This is a genomic window from Vibrio sp. 1-Bac 57, assembly GCF_037546855.1.
Lineage (GTDB): Bacteria > Pseudomonadota > Gammaproteobacteria > Enterobacterales > Psychromonadaceae > Psychromonas.
Map to the genome: position 1 here is coordinate 61755 of NZ_JALAAC010000015.1, position 17555 is coordinate 79309.

13 protein-coding genes are annotated in these 17555 nt (G+C 38.6%); 11 read left to right on the forward strand and 2 right to left on the reverse strand.

The genetic code is table 11. From position 1 onward, the window contains the following. The first annotated feature begins 29 nt into the window (after window positions 1–29). Window positions 30–914 (forward strand): LysR family transcriptional regulator, encoded by an 885-nt coding sequence (locus MT391_RS11400; protein WP_499498077.1) that lies wholly within the window; start codon window positions 30–32, stop codon window positions 912–914. A 3-nt stretch (window positions 915–917) separates the two neighbouring features. Here the strand turns inward: MT391_RS11400 and rmuC are convergent, their stop codons facing one another. Together rmuC and MT391_RS11410 are read right to left on the reverse strand one after the other, a co-directional pair. Beyond that, complete coding sequence (gene rmuC, locus MT391_RS11405) at window positions 918–2279, reverse strand: DNA recombination protein RmuC (protein ID WP_499498079.1); 1362 nt, start codon at window positions 2277–2279, stop codon at window positions 918–920. Next, the gene (locus tag MT391_RS11410) at window positions 2280–2531 is read right to left on the reverse strand and encodes a hypothetical protein (RefSeq protein ID WP_028869371.1); all 252 of its coding nucleotides are present in this window, start codon (window positions 2529–2531) and stop codon (window positions 2280–2282) included. Window positions 2532–2808: 277 nt separating this feature from the next. Here MT391_RS11410 and glmS point away from each other — a divergent pair, with 277 nt between their 5' ends. From glmS to MT391_RS11460, 10 genes are all read left to right on the forward strand, one after another. Next, on the forward strand, window positions 2809–4641 hold the full coding sequence (glmS, locus tag MT391_RS11415) for a glutamine--fructose-6-phosphate transaminase (isomerizing) (RefSeq protein ID WP_499498080.1): 1833 nt from the start codon (window positions 2809–2811) through the stop codon (window positions 4639–4641). A gap of 142 nt (window positions 4642–4783) precedes the next feature. Continuing rightward, window positions 4784–5608, forward strand: a complete 825-nt coding sequence (locus MT391_RS11420; RefSeq protein ID WP_028869369.1) for a heteromeric transposase endonuclease subunit TnsA — start codon at window positions 4784–4786, stop codon at window positions 5606–5608. After that, window positions 5595–7670 (forward strand): TnsB C-terminal domain-containing protein, encoded by a 2076-nt coding sequence (locus tag MT391_RS11425; protein ID WP_028869368.1) that lies wholly within the window; start codon window positions 5595–5597, stop codon window positions 7668–7670. The genes MT391_RS11420 and MT391_RS11425 overlap by 14 nt, the downstream gene beginning before the upstream one ends. After that, the gene (locus MT391_RS11430; RefSeq protein ID WP_499498082.1) at window positions 7670–9328 is read left to right on the forward strand and encodes an AAA family ATPase; all 1659 of its coding nucleotides are present in this window, start codon (window positions 7670–7672) and stop codon (window positions 9326–9328) included. The genes MT391_RS11425 and MT391_RS11430 overlap by 1 nt, the downstream gene beginning before the upstream one ends. Beyond that, window positions 9328–10830, forward strand: a complete 1503-nt coding sequence (locus MT391_RS11435) for a TnsD family Tn7-like transposition protein (protein ID WP_028869366.1) — start codon at window positions 9328–9330, stop codon at window positions 10828–10830. The genes MT391_RS11430 and MT391_RS11435 overlap by 1 nt, the downstream gene beginning before the upstream one ends. After that, a complete protein-coding gene (locus tag MT391_RS11440; RefSeq protein WP_028869365.1) occupies window positions 10823–12421 on the forward strand; it encodes a Tn7-like element transposition protein TnsE in 1599 nt (532 codons plus the stop codon). Before MT391_RS11435 ends, MT391_RS11440 begins: the two co-directional genes overlap by 8 nt. A gap of 242 nt (window positions 12422–12663) precedes the next feature. After that, on the forward strand, window positions 12664–13584 hold the full coding sequence (locus MT391_RS11445) for a WYL domain-containing protein (RefSeq protein WP_028869364.1): 921 nt from the start codon (window positions 12664–12666) through the stop codon (window positions 13582–13584). An 88-nt stretch (window positions 13585–13672) separates the two neighbouring features. Then, on the forward strand, window positions 13673–15217 hold the full coding sequence (locus MT391_RS11450) for a type I restriction-modification system subunit M (protein ID WP_028869363.1): 1545 nt from the start codon (window positions 13673–13675) through the stop codon (window positions 15215–15217). Continuing rightward, the gene (locus MT391_RS11455) at window positions 15214–16407 is read left to right on the forward strand and encodes a restriction endonuclease subunit S (RefSeq protein ID WP_084296293.1); all 1194 of its coding nucleotides are present in this window, start codon (window positions 15214–15216) and stop codon (window positions 16405–16407) included. The genes MT391_RS11450 and MT391_RS11455 overlap by 4 nt, the downstream gene beginning before the upstream one ends. Beyond that, entirely contained in the window at window positions 16407–17549 is a 1143-nt protein-coding gene (locus MT391_RS11460) for an AAA family ATPase (protein WP_499498085.1), read from the forward strand. The genes MT391_RS11455 and MT391_RS11460 overlap by 1 nt, the downstream gene beginning before the upstream one ends. Window positions 17550–17555 lie beyond the last annotated feature (6 nt).

Sequence of the window (17555 nt, forward strand, 5' to 3'; positions counted from 1 at the left end):
AACGATAAACGTATTAAGAGAAGATACTCATGATTAATCAAAAGCATTTAAACACCTTTTTGAAATTGGTTGAGACAAAGCACTTTACGCATACCGCAGAACAGTTGTTTATGACCCAACCTGGCGTTTCTCAACATATTAAAAAGCTTGAAAAATACTTTGATACCTTATTGTTAACACGTTATGGCAAACAGTTCGAATTAACATTAGCCGGTGAAAAACTCTATCAAATGGGGTTAAGTATGCGAACTCTTGAAGCACAACTAAGTGAGAGTATTAATCATGATGATGCAACACAAGGAGTCTGTTCAATCACTTGCTCAGGTGCACTCGCAAACTTCCTATATCCCTATTTTGTAAAACAACAAAGTGCGCATCCGCAATTAAGTGTATTTGTAGAAGCAGCGCCAAATCAAAACATTATTAGTGATTTACTCAATAATAAAATAGACCTTGGTATTGTGACTCGGCAAACAGTACATGAACAACTAAAGCAAACATTAGTGGGTTACGAGGAGCTACAATTAGTATTGCCGGCGAATATTGATTTCGATGAAGATGTTGGGTTTGCAACACTGAATAAATTGGGGTTTATCAATCACCCGGATGGTTTAGACTTTCTTGATGAGGTTTTCTCAAGTAACTTTGCGGCGGATTATAAGGGCCCTAGTAGCCTCTATATCAAAGGTTATGTGAATCAAATACAACAAATACTATTGCCCGTTGCACAAGGGGTTGGTTACACTATTTTGCAAAAGCGTGCGATACAACAATTTAACCAACATCAACAATTAAAAATAGTACCATTAGCTAATGCAACGCACGAACCTCTGTATTTAACTCAAAAGCGTTATCGTCAATTACCTGCTCGTTATCAATGGTTTGAAACTAAAATAATGCAACTGTTAAAGTAAGAACTATTCTTCAGTTAATTGTTGTGGCTCGCTATTGTGTTGCGTTAATTGCTCTGCGATCGGCCTTTTAATCGGCACACCTAAACCCTTTAACTGCTCTGCTTGTTGAATTACATTACCACGACCCACACTCAATTGTTTGAGGGCGCTATGGTAAGTTTTTTGCGCTTTATCTAGTTGTGAACCAACCTCTAAAAAGTTGTCACTGAATAAGCGTAGTTTGTCGTATAACTTGCTCGCCTGTTGCGCAATTAACTGCCCATTTTTTTCTTGTCGTTCAAAGCGCCATAGGTTTTCGATAGTGCGGAGTGCAATCATTAAGTTACTTGGGCTAGCTAATAAAATATTATTATCGAGCGCCAGTTGAACTAAGCTTGGATCGTGCTCTAAAGCTGTAATAAAGGCGGGTTCAACGGCCACAAATAACAACACATAGTCGAGCGTGTTGGCACCAATTAAATCCTGATAATCTTTTTTCCCTAAGCCCTTAATATGTTGACGGATAGATAAACAATGTGCATCAAGCGCTTGTTTTTGCTCCCCAATATTTTCACTATTAAAGTAACGTTCATAGGCAACTAAAGACACTTTTGAATCAATAATTATATTACGCTGTTGCGGTAAATTAACCACCACATCAGGAAGAAAACGCTGTCCTCGTGTATCCTTTAAATTAACCTGAGTTTGATATTCATGCCCTTCACGCAATCCTGAATTTTCTAGTATGCGCTGTAAAACAACCTCTCCCCAGTTTCCTTGTTGCTTATTGTCTCCTTTTAGGGCATTCGTCAGATTTTGAGTTTCCTGATGCATTAGGCTATTTAAGTTAGCTAATTGGTCGATTTCTCGTTTTAAGTTAAAACGCTCTTTGCTTTCATTGATATAACAATCGTTGACTTGCTTTTTAAAACCTTCGAGCTGCGTACTTAAAGGATCTAATAGTTGTTTTATGGATTGTTTGTTTAATTGCTGAAACTGTGTCGATTTATCGTTAAAAATGCGCTGTGACAAGACTTCGAACTGTTGGCTTAATTTCGCCTCCGTTGCCTGTTGATCTTGCAATCGTTGTTCTCCTGCCTGCAAGCGAACGTCGGACTCTCTAACACGGGTAGTTAATTTACTGACCTGTGCCTGCAAGCTTTCATTGTGTAAGGATAAAGCTGCTATTTTATTGTCTAGTAATTGATTTTGTTGTGTTTGGTGTTGCAGATTTTGTTCACTTAGCTTCAGAGCTAAATACTGTTCGGTAAGATCTGTTTTGCAGTGAGATAAACGGTTAACAGCGATTAATAAGCTGATAAAAAGTAAACCACTGATAATGCCCATTAATAATAAGCTGTTATTTGCCAATAAATCTGCTGGCATTTAATATTCCATTTTCTTTAATGTATTGATCACATGAGGGTTAAGTCTATTCCAACAGAGTAGGAAAAGAAGATAAATCCCGAGAATCGCCCATTTATGCAAATTTTTACCTTGGTCTAAATCAGAAAAAGAAAACGCAATATAATAGGTGTCCACCACTTCTACATAGACCGCCATAATGACAGGTAAGATCAAAACCGTTAGTAGTTTCCAAGCTAAGGATAATGCTTGAGTAAGCGGGTGATTCAACATGTTTTTTCCAATCGATAACGTAAGAACTGTAACTTTAACCAGTAATTATAAAGAAGTGAATAGGCAAGCGTAAAAAATAAGCATAGCGCACGTTATCTACCAGAGCTTGTTGATAAATAAATGCAGCATTATTTTGCACCTTTTTGCTTTTAGTTTGACCAAATGATGTTAAATATAAAGTTTATGCGTGTTTGTGCGTTTTTTTAAGTGATTTATGTTTAAAAATGCACTAGAGTGCGTGTTTATATAATTTGAAACTAATTACAAGGGGTAGTTTATGTGCGGTATCGTTGGTGCAGTTGCGCAAAGAGAAGTGTCGGAAATTTTAATAGAAGGCTTAAAAAAATTAGAATATCGTGGTTATGACTCAGCAGGTGTTGCCATTGTTGATAGCGAAGGTAAATTAACTCGCGTACGTCGTTTAGGTAAAGTAAAAGAATTGGCTGATGCCGTTGATGCAATGCATACAATGGGTGGAACTGGTATTGCTCATACACGTTGGGCAACACACGGCGAACCTTCAGAAGTTAATGCTCACCCACATGTTTCTGGTGCTATCTCAATCGTACATAACGGTATTATCGAAAACCACGAATCACTACGTAGCTTGTTACAAGAGCGTGGTTATGTTTTTGAATCACAAACTGATACTGAAGTTATTGCACATTTAGTGGAATGGGAATTAAAAACTGCGGCTTCATTACGTGAAGCGGTACAAAAAGCAGTGCCTCAATTAGAAGGGGCTTACGGTATGGTTGCATTAGATAGCCGTGACCCATCTCGTTTAGTAGTTGCACGTTCAGGTAGCCCAATTGTTATTGGTCATGGTATTGGTGAAAACTTCCTTGCCTCAGACCAACTAGCGCTATTAAACGTAACACGTCGTTTTACTTACCTTGAAGAAGGTGATGTAGCGGAAATTACTCGTCGCGAAGTTAATATTTTTGATGCAAGTGGTGAAGCGATTGAACGTGAAGTGATTGAATCTACCGTTGAGCATGATGCTGGTAGTAAAGGTAAATACCGTCACTTTATGCAAAAAGAAATTTTTGAACAGCCTACTGCATTAATCAGTGCATTAGAAGGCCGTATAAACGAAGACAGCATCATTGTTGAAAGCATTGGTAATGGCGCAAAAGAGATTTTATCTAAAGTTGAGCATGTTCAAATCATCGCTTGTGGGACTTCATACAACTCAGGTATGGCCGCTCGTTATTGGTTTGAATCACTTGCTGGCGTAAGTTGTGATGTTGAAATCGCTTCTGAATTCCGTTACCGCGATTTTGTTGTTCGCCCAAATAGCTTATTACTTACACTTTCTCAATCAGGTGAAACAGCGGACACGTTAGCTGCATTACGTTTAGCGAAAGAGAAAGGTTACATGTCTGCAATGTCTATCTGTAACGTATCTGGTTCTTCACTAGTACGTGAATCCGACCTCGCGTTTATGACACGTGCCGGGACTGAAATTGGTGTGGCATCGACTAAAGCATTTACCACTCAGCTTGCTGCAATGTTGATCTTGGTGACTGCGATTGGTAAAGAGCAAGGTACTATCAATAAAGAAAAAGAAGCTGAAATTGTTCATGCTTTACATTCTTTACCTACTGAAGTTGAAAAAGCATTAGCGTTTGATAAAGAAATTGCTGCTCTAGCCCCTGACTTTGCAGATAAACACCACACATTATTTTTAGGTCGTGGCGAATATTACCCAATTGCGATGGAAGCGGCGTTAAAGTTAAAAGAGATCTCTTACATTCACGCTGAAGCTTATGCAGCAGGTGAACTAAAACATGGTCCATTAGCGTTAGTGGATGCTGATATGCCTGTTGTCGTTGTTGCTCCGAATAATGATTTGTTAGAAAAATTAAAATCAAACGTTGAAGAAGTACGCGCACGTGGTGGTTTATTGTATGTATTTGCCGATGAAAACTCAGGCTTTGAAGCATGTGATGGAATGAAGATTATCTCATTACCTCATGTAAATCCAATCATCGCACCTATCTTCCATACGGTACCGATGCAATTATTGTCGTACCATGTGGCATTGATTAAAGGTACTGATGTAGACCAACCACGTAACCTAGCAAAAGCGGTAACAGTGGAATAAATTACAAATTAAGTCTTTATTTATTGTTGGTGCACAATAAAGTTGTTAATTAAACAATAAAGTTATTACCAAAACAATATAGTTGCTAATTTTATCCGTCTGAGCTATTTTTAAAATAAGATAGTTCAGACGGAAGTTTACTATGGGTAAGAAACAATATTGGAACTCTGAGGCTAAAAACCGGCGCTGGATCAAAGAAGGCAGAGGCCAAGGCACAGGAGCAAACTATAAACCTTGGCTTACCGTACGCGATGTAGCGTCAGAAGGCCGATCCCATCGTATTTTTGGACACATAACTCAACGAACCCATCATTTACTCTCCGATCTAGAGCTTGCAACATTTCTTCTACTTCAATGGCGTTCGACTACAAATGATATACGTGAACAATTTCCGCTAGATCGTGAAGTAACGAGAGAGATAAGCGAAAATTTAGGAATAAGGCATCCAACTTATCAAGGTGTGGATCAATACATGAGCAGTGACTTTGTCGTTGATTGTGATGAAAAAAATAATCCAAGATTTATCCTCCAAGTAAAAACATCTGAAGCATTTAGTGACTCAAGAACAATTGAAAAACTTGAGATTGAACGACGTTACTGGCGTGAAAAGGGTTTACCTTTCTATTGGATCACTGAAAAACAGATACCGCCAATTGTATTCGAGAATATCAATCTTCTTTATAACCACATTGTTGATGAAATTGATCAAGCAGACCTCATCGTTCAATTAGAAGTGTTTAATAAACACTTAAGAGCAAATGAAAACCTAAGAGTTAAAGAGTTATGTATGAAACTCGATGCTTCATATGATAACGAACCAGGTGAAGCTTTATATCAAATTAAACGCTTGCTCGCACAACGCTATTTCCATTTTAATATTACTAAACCGTTTACAGAGTTACGCTGTTTTGAAATTACTGCTGAAAACTTTGATGTATTGCAGGAGGGCTGGCGTGTTTCAAATTAACGAAGTGATTAAATTAGAAGATAAACTTTATAGGGTTCTTATAACAACACATACCCATGTTGTATGGATTTCACTCGAAGATCAAAAGGGATTTCCAGATATTGTAGAGCTACCACAACTCGAAGCCTTATTATTAGAAGAAAAGCTGACTCGAGCTAATGATCCATTTGAGTATGTAATAAATCTACTACCTGAACCTGACTCTAAAGAAACAATCATTCGAAATAGAAACTATCAAATCATAAAACCACTGGTTGATGATTCTAACTTTTATATAAAAAAGGTTAGAACAAAGCATGTAGCGAACATTCTCGGATCGGGTGAAATTTCAAGGCCATACCTTTATAAATTAATCCGTCGTTATTGGCAAAGAGGACAGGTGCCAAATACCCTGCTACCTGATTACAAAAATTCCGGAGCAAAGGGCCAGAAACGTATTGCGAATGGAAAAAAACTAGGCCGCCCAAGAAAAATAATGGAAGGAATTGGTGCGTTGGTCGATGAGCCAACTGAAAAATTATTTCGAATAATTATTGATAAATATATTTTAAAAAAACAATTTTCTGTTGCACGAGCACACCGTAAATTCAAAGGGCTTTATGACAATATATTTCCAGGATTGCCTGAATCAGAAAAACCAACAAAGCGTCAGCTAAGCTACTTCTTAGATAGAGAATATAAAAATGTAGATAGAATCAAAGCTAGTGTATCGGATAACATTCTTAAAAAAGATATTCGCCCCTTGCACAGCACCGCAACAATTCACGCTTTAGGGCCTGGTTCACGCTATGAAATAGATGCAACCATTGCCGACGTTATACTAGTATCTGACCATGATCGAAACCAACCAGTTGGACGCCCTACGGTATATGTTGTGGTTGATGTATTTTCAAGGTTTATTGTAGGCTGGTATATTGGTTTTGAGAATCCTTCTTATGTTGCGGCAATCCAAGCACTGCATGTGTCTTTAACCGATAAGAGCAATTTTTTCAAAAGTTTAGAGATTGAAACTGACAACTTTTCTTGGCCTTTACCTGGCTTACCAGACGCAATACTTGCAGATAGAGGTGAACTTTTAGGGCATCAAATTGAAGGCTTAGAATCTAGCAATAAAGTCAGGATCGAAAATACGCCTCCTTATAGAGGAGATGCGAAAGGAATCGTCGAACAAAGATTTAAAATTCTTCAGGCTGAATTTAAGAAGTTTACCCCTGGGGAAGTTATTGGTCCTACAGTAAGAAAAAGAGGTGGAAAAAATTACTGGCTTGATGGAAAACTAACGATTTCAGAGTTTACTGAAATAATAATTTCATCAATCGTTATGAGGAACTTTGTTGATCCCATTGAAAAATATGATCGAGCGAAGGATATGCCAGCTGATTTATCAAAAATCCCAATTCATCTTTGGAACTGGGGACTTAAGAATAGGACTGGGCGGTTGCGTAAAGCTAATCCTGATTCGGTACGTATTGCTCTATTACCGAGAGAGCAAGCCAGTGCATCTGCACAGGGTATATGCCTATTTGGTGTTTACTACTCTGCACCTGAAATTATCGAACTTGGTTGGATGCACCGCTCCGATAAATCAAATAGACCTAAAAAAATTGAGGTTGCTTACGATCCAAACTTTGCCGATGAAATTTACTTATTTCATACACAAGGGAGTAGAGAGCATTGGGTATGTCGGATTACTGACTTATCGCGAGAATTTAGAGGGTTAACATTTTGGGAAGTTTGGCGAAAACAACAGTCAATTAAAATTCAAAGTACAAAAGATAAATTAGAATCAGACAAGCTTCGAATGCATCATGAAAATCGAGTTGAAAACATCATTTCATCAGCAATCAAGCAAACACCAAAGTCAACATCAACAAAAACAGAGCGAATGAAAGGCGTTGGCCATTCTCGCTCTCAGCAACTATTGAAAGAACGGGAACAGCGACGCCCCAAAAGACCTGTACACGACAAAGGGTCAGAAAAAGTAGTTCATTTAACCGCACATGAAGATAATGACGACTACCCTGATTTTGAAGACGAACTATTTAATGAAGGAGATGATTGATGGAACAACCGAATCATTTTGTCACAGCGGTTTACCAGTCAACTGGTATCAAACGTTATTATGGTAACCCCTTTATTGAAGCCCTACCACCTATATTATCTGTTGCTCAAGCAGGTAAAAGCATCAAAGGGAAAATAGAATTCCATCCTTCAGAACGATTAGCCGATCCTAAATCTAGAATGCATATGGTTGTTTCGTTATTAGATGATTACTTTCAACCCCTCTCGCAACATGTTCAGTTACAAGAGAAAATCGATATGATGTTACGCATGGGATATGTCGGGCGCAATATTAGTGACGGTTCTCTTAACAGGAAACTTCAAGAAGGCTATGAATTGATCAAGTCTGGTGGAGAAGCCACCGCAAATTTTAGTATTGAGAAAACAACAGCTAGAAGTATGTCTTTAGTGGGTATCTCTGGTAGCGGAAAAACCAGTTCATTAGTACGAGTTCTGGAAACTTACCCGCAAGTTATCTATCACGAACAACATAACTGCTTTCAAGTAACTTATTTAAAGATTGAATGCCCTAGTAACGGCGATCTTGAAAGCCTTTGCCTTAACTTCTTTAGTGCTGTTGATGCGCTTTTGAGTACAGATTATGAACGCCGTTATGCGAAACAACGCCTTTCTGTCCCTAAAATGCTAGCTTTGATGCGTCAAACTGCAAACAATCGTGCAATTGGGATTCTAGTTATCGACGAAATTCAACGTTTAAGCCAGGTGCGTTCGGGCGGTAAAGAGCAAATGTTAGAATTCTTTGTCGAATTAGTGAATACCGTAGGTATTCCTATCGTGTTAGTTGGCACTCCCAAAGCCCGCCCAATTTTTGAACTGGAATTACAATCAGGAAGGAGAAGTGCAGGTATTGGAGCCATTTACTGGGAAACCATTCCACAATATATATTGAAAGAAAGTGGACGTGAGCCAAGCAAAAACTGGATTAGATTTTCAGATAAACTCTGGAAGTTACAATGGCTTAAACATGGCGATGACCATTTAACAGAGGAGATAAGAGATTGTTGGTATGACCTTTCTCAGGGCGTTCTAGACATTGTTGTAAAGCTATTTGTATTAGCGCAGTTGCGTGCTATTGCTAACAAGAAAGAGCGTATAACCGTTAGTATTCTTCAATCAGTGTATAAACAAGAGTTGAAGCCTGTTCACCCTATGTTGGCAGCATTGAGATCGGGTGATGCCGATAAAATTGTTAAATATTCCGACATGCGAGTAGTAGATCTTGATAAGCGACTCATTCAAATTGGTTCTGAAATTATTGCTGATGCTCAAAAGCAAGAAGAAAAATTATTTGGTGGGAACCAGGATGCTTTACGTTTATATAACGTAATTTTGCAAATTGAGGAGTCTTTTGATCAACAGATAGTAGCTCAGCTCGTCGAACGGATATTTAAAGATCATTCTGATTATAGCATTGCTCAAATGATCCCAGTTTTAGTAAATTGGTATCTAACGAATGAAGAAACGCCTGTAAAATCCAAACAAAAAAATACAGTGAAAGAAAAAGACTGGCATGATTTAGACGTCAACGACCTGCGATATCAATATGTTTACTGCAAAGATGAAAAACAATCACTTCTAGATCGACTTGAACAAAATGGTGAGATGTTCGATCTTGATGGCTGGGCTGCGGGTTACTAATGATTGGATTTCCGTCGCCTTATCCAGAGGAACTGCTTTATAGCACGATAGCTAGATCAGGTGTTCACGATGGCGAAACTTCACCTAAACAGTTGTTGGAAAAAGTGTTCAAAAATCGCAAGGTAATTGCAACCCTGGATTTGCCTAGTCATTTGCAAGTTCTAGCAAATCAATATCCAAAAACATTAGGTATGAACGTTAATGTTTTAATCAATCGCCATACACTTTGGCCCATTTATGCCCCCTTCCTGCCACCTGAACGAAATCATGAGATAATAAAATGGATGAGCGGAAGATCCAAAGGTGCAGTACATTTAGCAAGTGGAATTATAGCATCAAGAGTAAAGACAAAAGGAAGACTCTACGTATGTGCTGAATGCTTGAAAGAGCAAATAATAAGATATGGTGAGTGTTTTTTGAGTCGCCATTGGCAAGTCCCACTAATAAAAACATGCCCCAAACACGCCTCTTTAAGTGTTACAACAATAGTAATCGATGGCGAACATCGACACACCTATACCGCAATAGGGGAGGTTGAAGTATTAGATGCATTAGAGATTAGCTCCATCGACAAATTATTTTCCCAACAAGTAGCTCAATTAATGCAGGTTAAAAGTAAAGGCATTAGCAGTGCTCAATGGACAACATTTTATAAACAATTTGCGTCAAGTCAGGGATATTTAGATGGTCGAAGAATTGATCATGTGAGAATTCACAATACAGTAATAACGTTTTGGGGGAAATGTTGGCTTGATAATGCGGGTATTCTTCCTTCAGATACGGAAACATCCTGGCTCAAGGGCTTGTTTCGTAAACATAGAAAAAGCTTTAGTTTTGCGGAGCATATTGTGGCAATAGTCGCCATCTCAAATGGAGCTTTCACTATTTGTGATGCTATTGAAAAAGCCTCAAATATTACAACTAGCAATGAAAAAAGCAGTTATAAAAAAGAACTGAAACCAATTATCACAAATCAACTAAGCCAAGATCAAATTGAATGGAAAGAGAAAATTGAGCAAAGTTATCCAAAGGCAGTTCGTATAAAAAATAAGGCGCTTTACGCACGACTCTACCGAAATAATTATGATTGGTTGATGCAGATTAATCGTTTATTTCATGCTGAAAAAATAGTGGTTAATAAGCGCGTAGACTGGAAACAACGAGACAGAAAAATTGCTAGAGAGTTGTATTGTGTTTATGGTGAGTTGTGCGAAGATTTAAACGCGCCTCATCTAAGTCGCACATTTCTGATTCACCAGCTTGAACAACGAGGAACTGTCGAAAAACATCTTAATCGCTTACCTCGTTGTTCGACATTGCTTTGCTTTTATTCTGAGAGCATTACAGAGTATCAATCAAGAAGGCTTACTCGTGCCTACCTAGAGATGCAAAAGAGCGGACAAGAGATAAAACGCTGGATCTTGTTGCGGCAAGCAGGTCTAAGTGATGACAGAATGACTGATATTGTTGCCGATCTTTTAAAGGAGATGTTGAGTGAGTAAACCTGATGCGAAGTTTAAAAAGCTGAATGATGATTCCAAAATACTTGCTATCGGTTCTCTATTCCGTGGCAAAGATAGAAAAAATTGGGCGGTCAACGTTGACTTTAATGGTGGGTTTTCTAAGAGCATGCAGTTCAGCAATATACCCGTACTTGCCAGAAAACGTGTTTTAAACCCGACGAAGCAATATAAATTAGCCGGTTTACCGACCGAAATCATAATTGAAAACGCTCAATTATGGGAAGCAGCTAAGGCGTCTGATTGTCCTGCTTATCAGGTACATCGACATGGTGGAGACGGCAATCAACCATGTTTTGCCGTACAATTTGGCAGTCGTAGAATATTTATTCCCCAGCTAGAAATGGCTCGCGTACTTTTTTATCATGATCCTTTTCTAGCTCGACTAAGCCTTCAACATAATGCATTGGCCGAAGACTTTATTCTTGGGAATAGAGATGATGGTCAACCCATTATTTTTGTCCGTGATGGTGCGGATTACCCTGTCTCATACTTTAATCGAGATGATAACCGACGTTTTTTAAGTTGGGTATTGCTTGATCGCGAGGCCCGAACTTCATTTGAAAGCATCAGTATTCACCTTATCAAAAATCAATATCAGAAAAACAATTATTTACATTGGAATTTCCAATTCACTCCACCATCCTTATCAGGTGTGGAGCTTGAGGCTAGAGGGTGGGAAGACAGAGAATCGAATAGTTTCTTTATTTGGGAAATAACCAAACTCACCAATTTGCCATCAGAATTAGAAGGTGAGATTGATTTTTATCACCCTGGTTATGAAAGGAAAGCTGGAGGGAAACCAACCAAAGGCGACGGCAAGCAAGGAGAGGCTCAAGATAACTTTGAATTGGATGATGATGAGCTGTCTGATATAGATAAGGCCACAATTTCACTCATGTCAGAGCAAGTTGTAGTGTCTTTTAAAACACCTCACATCACAAACCGCATCGCGAACAAAACTAAAGTTGTTAATAATGTCATTGGCGATGGCGAAAAGGAAGTCTTGAATAACGACCTTAGCCCAAATGAAAAAGAAGAGTCTGGCACCTTACCAGGGGGAGCGTGGAATAATTTAGATGATCAAACAGACGATGCACACTTGTATATAGGTAAGTTTAAATCCTTTTTTACAATGATCAACTACTTAATTACTAAGCACGGTTTTACCCTGATAAGAAAAGAGTTGGCAAAACTTCCAAAGCTGGGTGATGGAAACAAACATTGGTTAGCTGACACGCAAAACCCTCGTTGCTTGGCTACTGTTGAGTTAGAATTTAATAATCAGTTTTTTACTTTATTGGAAGTAGACACCTCCGATGGCGCAGCAAAACTTTCGACGATGCTACTTACGTCTTCTTCAAGTTGGGTAAAAACAAATGAAAGAATGATTCTACATCGGATTATGAAGAAGCATTTAGGATGGCCAAGTGATTACTTTAAAGAACAGTTAGGCGAAAAAATGTACTCTGGTATTCCTCACCCTAAATCAAAGCAATCGGGTTCATTACCCCCTGAAGAAATATCCCCTTGGGCACAAAGAGTTGCAAATTGGGTTAGCCGAAATGCATAACTTTATTTTAACTTTCTAGATCAGATAATTACCGATCAGTATTCCCTAAAAGATTTTCTATGATAGGATGACACCTAATAAATTTAATGAGGTGAAGCACTATTCAGTGTTGTACCACAGAACATTTAGGGCATAAATCCTGCTTTAACCGATATGGTGTTGATGAAATTTCTCTTTAAGCAAAGCTGATGAAAATCTCTAAATCAAATAATAGATAAACTCCGACTCAGGCAACAAAACGCATGGCAAATGAAAGTTTAAAACAAAATATTATAGTCAATAATGCTAAAGCTCAAATAGCGCAGTTGCCAAAGGCAACTCGGGATCGTATCGCACATATCGACTTTACCTTGTTGTTTAAAGGAGAGGCTGTACGTGCTGATTTAGTAGACCGTTTTAACATTGCGCCTGCACAGGCCACAAAAGACTTTACCCTGTACCGAGAGCTTGCGCCGAGCAACATTGAATATGACCAAAAGCTCAAAGTGCATAAGCGTGGAGAACAGTTTGTGCCTTTGTTCGACTACGACGTGGTAAGAACATTGGCCACTATCAGTCAAGGCTACGGGGATGGCTTTACTGGGAAGGTAAAACCACCACTGGCTTGTGAAGCGCCTTATCATCTAAACAAGCCGAGTTTATCGATAGTGGCGAAAGTCACGGAGGCTACTCACAAAGGTAAAGCCTTGAGTATCACCTATGTATCGTTATCGAGCGGTGAAACAACGCGTGAAATAGTGCCGCATACCCTAGTAGATAATGGCTTACGTTGGCATGTTCGTGGTTTTGATCGCAAGCATGGTGAATTCAGAGACTTTGTCCTGACCAGAATTAAAGCCACTGAAGTGCTTGAATGCTCAATCCTGTCTGAGGAAGAGCTCGAAAATCAAGACAGGCAGTGGAACCGATTTGTAGAGCTGGAATTAGTCCCGCATCCTTCTATCAAGCATAGCGAGGCCATTGAGCTCGACTATGGCATGATCAATGGCGTGATGAGAGTTGAGATTAGAGCTGCGACAGCTGGCTACCTGCTTCGTCAATGGCATGTTGATTGTACTAAAGATCATAAACTTAATAGTCCTGAGTACCAGCTTTGGCTTAAGAACACCCCCACGCTTTATGGTGTAGGGAATTTAAATTTAGCGCCCGGATTTGAAAGTTAACCTTCAGGTCGGTTTAGAACACGCAGAATGGGTGGTTGTAGCGACTCATTCGACAGCCTCTTAATGAATTAACAGCAGGAATTAACAAATGACAAGTTTACAACAACGCGCCGAGCTTCAACGCCAAATATGGGCAATTGCCAACGAAGTTCGAGGCTCAGTAGATGGCTGGGATTTCAAGCAGTACGTACTAGGTACACTGTTCTATCGTTTTATCAGTGAAAACTTTGAAACCTACATCACTGGGGGTGACGAAAGCGTTAACTATGCAGCCATGTCAGATGATGATGAAAATATCGGTTTTGCCAAAGAAGATGCTATTAAAACCAAAGGTTACTTCCTTTACCCTAGCCAGCTGTTTAGTAAAGTTGCTGCAAACGCGAATAAAAACGATAATTTAAACACTGATTTAGCCGCTGTTTTTGCTGCGATTGAAAATTCAGCTAATGGTTACGATTCTGAAAAAGACATCAAAGGCCTGTTTGCCGACTTTGATACCACCAGTAACCGCTTAGGTAATACGGTCGACGCTAAAAACAAACGCTTAGCGGCGGTATTAAAAGGTGTTGCGGGGCTTAACATTACCCAATTTGAAGATAACGAAAACGATCTATTTGGTGATGCTTACGAATTTTTAATTTCTAACTATGCAGCGAATGCGGGTAAATCTGGTGGTGAATTTTTCACACCTCAGCATGTATCTAAGCTGATTGCTCAACTTGCTATGCACGGGCAAACCAGCGTCAATAAAATCTACGACCCAGCCGCAGGCTCTGGTTCATTGTTATTACAAGCCAAGAAGCATTTTGATGCGCATATCATTGAAGATGGTTTTTTTGGCCAAGAGCTAAACCACACCACCTACAACTTAGCGCGTATGAACATGTTCTTGCACAATATTAACTACGACAAGTTTAATATTCAGTTGGGTGATACCTTAGTCGCCCCCCACTTTATCGATGACAAACCCTTTGATGCGATTGTTTCAAATCCGCCTTATTCCGTAAAATGGATGGGTAGTGATGACCCGACACTGATCAACGATGATCGCTTTGCCCCTGCTGGTGTTCTTGCTCCTAAATCAAAAGCTGACTTCGCCTTTGTACTTCATGCGCTTAATTACCTATCAAGTAAAGGCCGTGCTGCCATTGTTTGCTTTCCAGGTATTTTCTATCGTGGTGGTGCTGAGCAAAAAATACGTAAATACTTAATTGATAACAACTATGTAGAAACCGTGATTTCGCTTGCGCCTAACCTGTTTTTCGGCACTACCATTGCCGTGAATATATTAGTGCTCTCGAAGCACAAACCAGATACTACAACGCAATTTATTGATGCCAGAGATCTGTTTAAAAAAGAAACCAATAACAACACCCTAACCAACGAGCATATTGAGCAAATTATTCAGGTGTTTGCCAGCAAAGAAAACGTCGAATACTTTGCAAAATCTGTTGATTTGGATGCTATTGCTGCTAATGACTACAACTTATCGGTGAGTAGTTTTGTGGAAGCAAAAGATAACCGTGAAGTAGTGGATATTACTGAACTCAATACAGAACTTAAGAGCACCGTCGCTAAAATTGACCAGTTACGCAACGATATCGATGCTATTGTGACGGAGATTGAAGCATGAGTCACCTAACATATTTAGAAAAGCAGCTAGACGGTGTCGAGGTAAATTGGAAACCTCTATGGCAAGTAACTATTTGGGATAAAAAATTCAATGCTGTTGATCGAAAGAAACAACCCAAGGTTATTAATTATAAATATCTACTTGCTGTCGATCTTTTTAAATTGAAACAAGAAAGTGGAGATGTATTTCTTCTTTCTACAGGAGAGCAGACAGGTTGGACAAATGAAAAGTTAGCTGGCTCCTATTTAAGGGAAGGAGAAATTGTAACTATTCCATGGGGAAAATCTAGGCCTGTTAAAGATGTTATTAAATATTACAAAGGACGTTTTGTAACGGCGGATAACCGAATTGCAACTTCAAATAATACAGATGAGTTATTAAATAAATATTTATACTACTGGATGATGAGTAAGTCACAAGCCATTGATAAATATTACCGAGGTTCAGGAATACAACACCCCAGCATGGCTAATGTTTTGGACATGTTGATTCCTGTACCACCATTGAAAAATCAAACCGAAATTGTGCGAATTCTAGATACATTTACCGCCATGACCGCCGAGCTGACCGCCGAGCTTAACATGCGCAAAAAACAATACACCTACTACCGCGACCAGTTGTTGAGATTTGAAGATGGTGAAGTTGAATGGGTAACATTAAATAAAGTTGCCAATATCAAAAATGGCAAAGATTGGAAGAAGTTGGGGCCGGGCAATATACCCGTTTATGGCTCAGGTGGAATTATGCAATACGTGGATACTTTTGCTTATGATAAACCAACCGTATTGATCCCTAGAAAAGGATCGATAACAAATATTTTTTATGTTGATGAACCCTTTTGGAATGTTGACACGATTTACTACACAGAATTAGACCTTGATAAAATCATTCCTAAATTCTTTTATTATTTCATGACAACTATCGACATGATGCAATTAGATACTGGATCCGGTAGGCCGAGCCTTACACAGGCAATATTGAATGAAATTAAAGTCCCGTTACCTCCACTTGATGAACAGGGGCGTATTGTAACTATTTTGGATAAGTTCGATACACTAACCACTTCAATCCAAGAAGGTTTGCCCCGCGAAATAGAGCTACGCCAAAAGCAATACGAGTACTATCGTGATCTGTTATTAAGTTTCCCGCAATCAAATTCAGATGAGCCACTATTGAAGGAAAGAGCTTAATGAGTCAAACGCTAACGGAAATAGCTGAATTATTGAAAGCATCTATCAAGAAAGTACAGTTAATTTATGCCTTTAATGGCACGGGTAAAACGCGCTTATCTCGTAACTTTAGGTTATTAATTGATCCCAAGGTAGACCCTGAAATGGAAGGGCCGACAGATTTTTCCAATTCAAAAGTTTTATATTACAACGCATTTACAGAAGACTTATTTTATTGGGATAATGATTTAGAAGAGGATAAAGAACGTCAGCTTAATATCCAGCCTAATTCATTTACCAATAGGCTGTTAACTTTCCTACAAAATCAAGGTTTGGATGGGCAGATAGTCCATCGATTCCAACAATATTCAAACCCAAACATTACCCCATATTTTAATACGGATTTCTCTAAGGTGTTTTTTTCACTTGAGAGTGGAGGGAATGATAGCTTAAATAATATAAAAATATCTAAAGGGGAAGAAAGTAGTTTTGTTTGGAGTGTTTTTTATTCTTTGTTAGAACAGGTTATTAGCGTTCGTAATATACTTGAAGTAGATGATCGCGAAACCCAAGAATTCAATCAATTAGAGTATGTTTTTATTGATGACCCCGTTAGTTCATTGGATGATAACCACCTGATTGAATTAGCTGTTAATTTAGCTGAGTTAATTAAATTAAGTGATTTTACTTATGGAAAAGGACTTAAGTTTATTATTTCGACACATAACCCGTTATTTTATAATGTACTGCACAACGAACTTGATTTAAATAAAGGTAATAAGAAAGAAGGTTGCTATCTGTTGGAACGTTTTGATGATGGACTATTCAATTTAAATGTTAAGTATGGGGATTCTAATCGAAGCTTTTCTTATCACTTATATTTAAGGCAGATATTAGAAGCTGCTATTGCGGCAAATAATGTAGAACATTATCATTTCACGCTATTACGGAATCTATATGAAAAGACAGCGAGCTTTCTTGGATATCAGAAATGGTCAGAACTCTTACCTGGTGACAAAACTGCCTATTTAAATCGTATCATTCAACATACAAGCCATTCTTCATTATCGAATGAAATGATTTCACAACTAAGTGCTCCAGAAAAGAAAACAGTTGAGCTATTGTTTAATCACTTAATAGCAAACTATGGTTATTGGAAATAGGAGAAT

What these genes read in the sequence shown, in the direction of transcription:
- MT391_RS11445 (WP_028869364.1), top strand. Translation starts at nt 12,664, where the DNA reads ATGGCAAATGAAAGTTTAAAACAAAATATTATAGTCAATAATGCTAAA.
- MT391_RS11460 (WP_499498085.1), top strand. Translation starts at nt 16,407, where the DNA reads ATGAGTCAAACGCTAACGGAAATAGCTGAATTATTGAAAGCATCTATC.
- MT391_RS11435 (WP_028869366.1), top strand. Translation starts at nt 9,328, where the DNA reads ATGATTGGATTTCCGTCGCCTTATCCAGAGGAACTGCTTTATAGCACG.
- rmuC (WP_499498079.1), bottom strand. Translation starts at nt 2,279, where the DNA reads ATGCCAGCAGATTTATTGGCAAATAACAGCTTATTATTAATGGGCATT.
- MT391_RS11400 (WP_499498077.1), top strand. Translation starts at nt 30, where the DNA reads ATGATTAATCAAAAGCATTTAAACACCTTTTTGAAATTGGTTGAGACA.
- MT391_RS11420 (WP_028869369.1), top strand. Translation starts at nt 4,784, where the DNA reads ATGGGTAAGAAACAATATTGGAACTCTGAGGCTAAAAACCGGCGCTGG.
- MT391_RS11410 (WP_028869371.1), bottom strand. Translation starts at nt 2,531, where the DNA reads ATGTTGAATCACCCGCTTACTCAAGCATTATCCTTAGCTTGGAAACTA.
- MT391_RS11455 (WP_084296293.1), top strand. Translation starts at nt 15,214, where the DNA reads ATGAGTCACCTAACATATTTAGAAAAGCAGCTAGACGGTGTCGAGGTA.
- MT391_RS11450 (WP_028869363.1), top strand. Translation starts at nt 13,673, where the DNA reads ATGACAAGTTTACAACAACGCGCCGAGCTTCAACGCCAAATATGGGCA.
- MT391_RS11430 (WP_499498082.1), top strand. Translation starts at nt 7,670, where the DNA reads ATGGAACAACCGAATCATTTTGTCACAGCGGTTTACCAGTCAACTGGT.
- glmS (WP_499498080.1), top strand. Translation starts at nt 2,809, where the DNA reads ATGTGCGGTATCGTTGGTGCAGTTGCGCAAAGAGAAGTGTCGGAAATT.